The following is a 5,242-nucleotide window of genomic DNA, read 5'->3' as shown; positions in this document are numbered from 1 at the left end:
GGTCAGATTTAGCTCATCGTTTGATGGCTCTCAAGCCTCATAAATCCCTAGATTTTCACAGAGGTCTCAAGGCTGTATCTACCCTCCAGTCTGCCTTATAGCTTTGTTGTCATCCCTTAAGGGGAATAAGTTACCTTCTCGACACCCATATCCTACTGTGGTGGCTTTTTGACGACCCCAAATTAAATTCCGAGTGTCGAGAAATTATTCGTAATTCCAGCAATCAGATTTTCGTCAGTAGTGCGACAGCATGGGAAATCGCGACTAAGTATCGTTTAGGGAAACTACCCGAAGCCAAGCCTCTTGTCGAAAATTACTCACAACTCCTTATGGAAGCTCAATTTAGTGAATTAGTGATCACTGCAACTCAAGCTCTAAGAGCGGGAAGTTTACCCATCCCGCATCGCGATCCTTTTGACCGAATGCTTATGGCACAAGCTGAACAAGAAAACCTAACACTCATTACTTACGATTCAGCATTTCAAACAGGACTAATCTCAATTTTTCCTTTGGGATAAGGTTTAACCAGAGCATAATCGCGAATTGAATTCGTCAAAATATCACAACAAGATGTGATCAAATTACCAAAGAAATGATCTTCTTGATGGCTTGAAAGTAAAATAACTTCTCTATTCCTGAGGTTGAAAGGGAAGACATGGAAAGGGAAGATATGGAAACTGAAGGCTTAAGCACAACAACAACTTTCATTAATCGCTGAGAAATACAACTTCAAGCGAAAGACGCTGGAAGGTTGGCGTGATAGCAGGAGTAAATGGTGTTGAGATAGTAACGGAAAAATTTTGGTTGCCAAGCCTGAAACACTCTGCTAGCAAGACTTTCAAGGTGGTTTGGGACATAACCAGATTCAGCATACAGTACGTTACACAGAGCTGGCTTCCACTAAATTTCAAGGGCTTTGGGAGGATTAAGTAGGAAAATTCTGCTTACCTCCCCCGAAATTTGTCGCTCTCCTATAAGCTAAAAAAATAGAATAGGTACAAGCAAGAATCCGATTCTCAGCTTAAGCCAGAGAAATAAATCTCTTTGGTTTCAATTTGCCCTAATTTAACCAAATGTTCTCAGTAATTCGTCTGATTCTAATTTGTTTAGCTATCTTCAACCTCAATTGTGTTCCTGTTTACGCTCAAACGGTTAATCTTGACAAGCACTATGCTTATGGAATCCCTAAAGGTACTCCTTCATCAAATGACTTAATAGTACGGGAAATATATGCTTTATCGTCTAATGACGATACCAAATTCGCTGATTGGGTTGCCTATCGCTTAGATAGAAATACTGTAAATGGTAATGCGAGTACCAGTCGTAACTACATCTCAGACCCTCTCATCGCTCCTGATGAAACTTTAGAACCCGATGATTATGATGATGCTTTTGCTCAAATTAAAACCACCAGGGGACATCAAGCACCGTTAGGTACTTTCAAAGGCACAAACTTTTGGTCACAAACTAATTATCTTTCTAATTTAACTCCCCAAAAAGGAAACTTAAACGGTGGTGTTTGGTTAGACCTGGAAAATCGGGTTAAAGGTATTGTCAATCAATGCGATGTGGTTTACGTAATGACGGGGACTTTGTATGAAAGAGAAATGCCTCAGTTACCAAAAGCGGATGAACCCCATGTTATTCCTTCAGGCTACTGGAAAATCGTGGCATTGAATGTTGAAAATGAACCGAGCGACCTTTTAGTATCTGCTTTTATCTATGACCAAGATACTCCCAGAGGTGTACCTATTAAAAGCGGTCAAGTGAGTGTTGATGAAGTAGAAGCTCGCTCTGGATTAGATTTCTTTTCTCAATTACCCGATGAACTTGAAACTAGAATCGAACAAGAAAAAACTTATGTTTTTGATGCCTCATTACGCCGTAACAATAAGTGTGAAATAGCTACTGGTTCTTCAAATTCTGATGATGATACAGTTATTAATCCCGATCCTGTAATCAATACTGACAGCAGAGTTAGAATAACGGCTCTATTACCCAACCCTGTAGGAGATGAATCTCAACTAGAATCAGTAACTATCCAAAATGTCAGCAATGAAATTATTGATTTGACGGACTGGAAATTAAAAGACCGAGCCAATACCAATTGGAGTTTGGAAAGTATTGGTAGTTTAAATCCAGGGCAAGAGAGAGAAATTCTGCGCTTAGGACAGGCAATGGCACTCAATAATGGTGGAGATACCATCGAATTAGTCAATGCAGATGGTCTAGTGGTGGATACGGTCTCCTATAGCAGTACCCTTGCAGGCGTTCCTTTAACAATCCCCATATCTAATTAGATAATTCGCTAGGTTTACCCCATTTAGCGATGGATAGTTGACCTTTTTTCCTCCTCTAACAGTTTTCTTCCATTTCGCGCCAGGCTTCACGTTCGACCTCCTCAAAAGCGTCTGAAATCGGGTAATCATCTGCCAAGTCTTCCTCGGTAGGTTGATCTTCAAAATAGGGATTTCTTACCGAGTCTTGATATTGATTTTGTTCAGCCTTCTGATGTTGATTTTGTTCAGTCATTTTGTTTCTCTCCTAAATGGGGTAAACCTAGCCAAGCTTCCATCAGGGGCAATCTAGCTCAAAAGCCTTGTCAGGTAAGGATTTCAGAAACTAATTTTTGGGATGTCGTCATCTCTAAAATATTGCAGGCTTTGAGCAGAAGCTGCAATATTAGACATTCGAGTGAATTTATAACAGTGGCTCAAAAGCACATATGGTAGTCGTTTCGCTGACTGTTGCGAAAGAGGACCTCGTACATACCCAAGCACTGAAAGCTGCAATAATCTCTAAATTGCCTTCTAGAACACCGATTCAGTAATCGAAAACTAGGCAGTGCCTAATTTTGAAACAAATAGCTCTGGGTCGTCTTTTAAAAGTCTTACCAGTACATGAAGATTATGAACAACCGCCGTGCGACGTAAGTCAAATAAGTTTTTTCGCACGCCAACGTAGCGAGCTTGATTTCCTTGCCAGCGACCGATGTGTGATAAGCTATGCTCCACAGCTACTCGTTCCCGTAATTTAGCTCGACCCACAGGAGTTAATTGACGGGCTCGTAACTCAGCAATGAATTTCTCATCAGGGTGAATAGAAATACTACGTCCTTTCTTGCTGGTGGTACACTTTTGTCTCAGAGGGCAATTGGCACAAGTCGCTTTAGGAAACTGCACTTTGCCTCCCTCACGGAAGGGTAAAGTGACCTGATTAGGACAAGTAATGGTTCCTGAGTCCCAATCCAAAACAAAAGCAGATTTGGCGAATTTACTGCCATTAGATACTCGCCAAGCTTTACAGTAGATCCTCAATTCTGGGTCTCGATTTTTGACCAAGGAGCTACTCAAGTAAGCTCGATCAATATGTAACTCGCTTAACTTAGCTTTCTGATGCTCTAAATCGACGGAGATTGCTTCAGTCACTGAAGCCTCAGCCTCATTAGCCATGGTGATCCCCACGGCTCGAACGAGCTCTGTGTCTAAATCTTTGAGAAGATGACGCTTATAACCATCAAACCTTTTGGTGCGGTTTTTTCTTCCATGTCGCATTTCTTCATCTTCAATGGCAATGCGTCGGTTTTTAGCAACCCCTTTTCGTAATTTAACTTCCCCCTGCTCATCTATTTCTACATCCTGTGTTTCTATTTGTTGAGCAGCTTCTAAGCTGGAGAGAACCACGGGATGAGACTTAGTTTCTGCTTCTCCCTCTAAGTGAGTTTCCACTTGGGATAATACTCCCAATACCATACCTAAAGCCAAATTCCTCTCATTGGGGTCATCCCAATTTAAGTCCAATGCTGCTTTCAAGCTTGACCCTGCCACCAAGTCAGCCTCCATTTCGGAGGCAATTTCCGTCAACTCCCGCCCCTGTTGACGAGCTATCACGCTCAACGCTTTTTTCAGAGCGTGTCCCAACAAATTATAGGTATCTTCTACCTTGGCTGCTCCCCATAACGGTGAAGAATCCAGGGCGGCTCGCAATTGCCGTGACCCGAACTTTTTGCTTGTTTTTGCCAGTTCCACCGTTCGCTCTATCAACCGTCGGTCAAGTTGATGAATGATCAGAGCTTGTCGAAATCTCACCAGGGTGGCTTGAGCAAAAGGAGCTTGTTCACAATCAAGACAATCCACCACCAATTGCCATCGCCGATCCATGGTCAGAGCTTCAATGGCTTCCGCATCGGATGCCCCCGTATAAGCTTGTAAGATTGTCGTCAAAGCCAGTTGTGCTGGGGGAACAGGAGGATGACCTTTGTCCGCTTCTGCATACATCTTGGATAGTTCTTCTTGGAAAGCTTCGTCAAACAATAAGTGGCGCATTTCTCGCAGAAACACGAATAGTTTGGCTCTTTTAATGAGTTTAACGATTTTCTGCTCTTTTTTTGATAACTTAATGGTCGGATTCCAAGGTTCTGGGCGCATGGGGGGATTCTAACTCTCTTGATGGAAAGTTTATTTTACCGCTCCTGCATTCCTCACCTCAAAATTTTGTGTATCAGAGCAATAATTCGCGATTTCTTTTCGCGAATTAGTTTCAGTATTTTAGAGGGGATTCAAATCGCTCAACGGTAAATCAGCCCTGGTTTTCGATTACTGAATCGGTGTCCTAGACAGCTTCGCTACTTCTGCTCCAATATTCGGCGTTGGCGTAGCAAGCGAACAATTAACAACGCTAAGCCGTCCAATTTAGTGGACAAAATAGGGCAAAGCTTTACAGAAGTCGCCGTAAAGCCCACTGCCTTTAGGCGTGGGATATAAGGCGGGTTCGTTGAGAGCTTCGACAGTCCGAAACGAACAAACTCGATTAATGATTTTTTTGTTCTTCCACATATCGCTTTATCGTATCACCTGAAACTTGACCCGCAGTAGAAACAAAATAGCTTCTTGTCCACAGACTTGGAAGTTTTTGCTTCAACCAAGGATACTCTTTTCTTAAGAAATGAGAAGAGTATCGTTTAACTTTGTGCATAATTTGATAAGGAGCTAAACGAGGGTGGACATTAACAAAGAGATGAACATGATCGTAATGAGTTTCTAGAGCAATAACCTCGCCTTCTATCTCCTCTACAGCTTCATAGATTAACTCTTTTAGTCTTTTGTCTAAGTGACCATCTAACGGGACTTAAACGAAGTTTAAGCTAAAATATAGCCGAAACTTGCTTTGTAAGCAACAAATACATCCCAATTTTCTTGAAGCCACTTCACAAAACGATATGTAATCGCAGTTCTAAAAGCCT

The 5,242-nt window shown here is 41.9% G+C and carries 4 protein-coding genes and 1 pseudogene; 2 read left to right on the top strand and 3 right to left on the bottom strand.

Translation table 11 applies throughout. The annotated features are described in order from the left end of the window. The first annotated feature begins 125 nt into the window (after positions 1–125). Positions 126–518, top strand: coding sequence for a PIN domain-containing protein (locus GVY04_19295; GenBank protein NBD18200.1), 393 nt, complete (start codon positions 126–128; stop codon positions 516–518). Positions 519–1,073: 555 nt separating this feature from the next. Further along, entirely contained in the window at positions 1,074–2,300 is a 1,227-nt protein-coding gene (locus tag GVY04_19290; GenBank protein ID NBD18199.1) for a hypothetical protein, read from the top strand. 55 nt (positions 2,301–2,355) lie between these two features. On the opposite strand, the gene GVY04_19285 is transcribed toward GVY04_19290, so the two are convergent. The 3 genes and pseudogenes from GVY04_19285 to tnpA form a co-directional block, all read right to left on the bottom strand. Further along, positions 2,356–2,532, bottom strand: coding sequence for a hypothetical protein (locus GVY04_19285; GenBank protein ID NBD18198.1), 177 nt, complete (start codon positions 2,530–2,532; stop codon positions 2,356–2,358). 305 nt (positions 2,533–2,837) lie between these two features. Next, a complete protein-coding gene (locus tag GVY04_19280; GenBank protein NBD18197.1) occupies positions 2,838–4,427 on the bottom strand; it encodes an IS1182 family transposase in 1,590 nt (529 codons plus the stop codon). Between the two features lie 382 nt (positions 4,428–4,809). Next, positions 4,810–5,121, bottom strand: a pseudogene (tnpA, locus tag GVY04_19275) (IS200/IS605 family transposase). Between the last annotated feature and the right edge of the window lie 121 nt (positions 5,122–5,242).

The sequence above is a fragment of the Cyanobacteria bacterium GSL.Bin1 genome (genome assembly GCA_009909085.1).
Classification (GTDB): Bacteria; Cyanobacteriota; Cyanobacteriia; order Cyanobacteriales; family Rubidibacteraceae; genus Halothece.
Note: the sequence above shows the minus strand (reverse complement) of the source record. Positions and strands in the feature narration are given on the sequence as shown.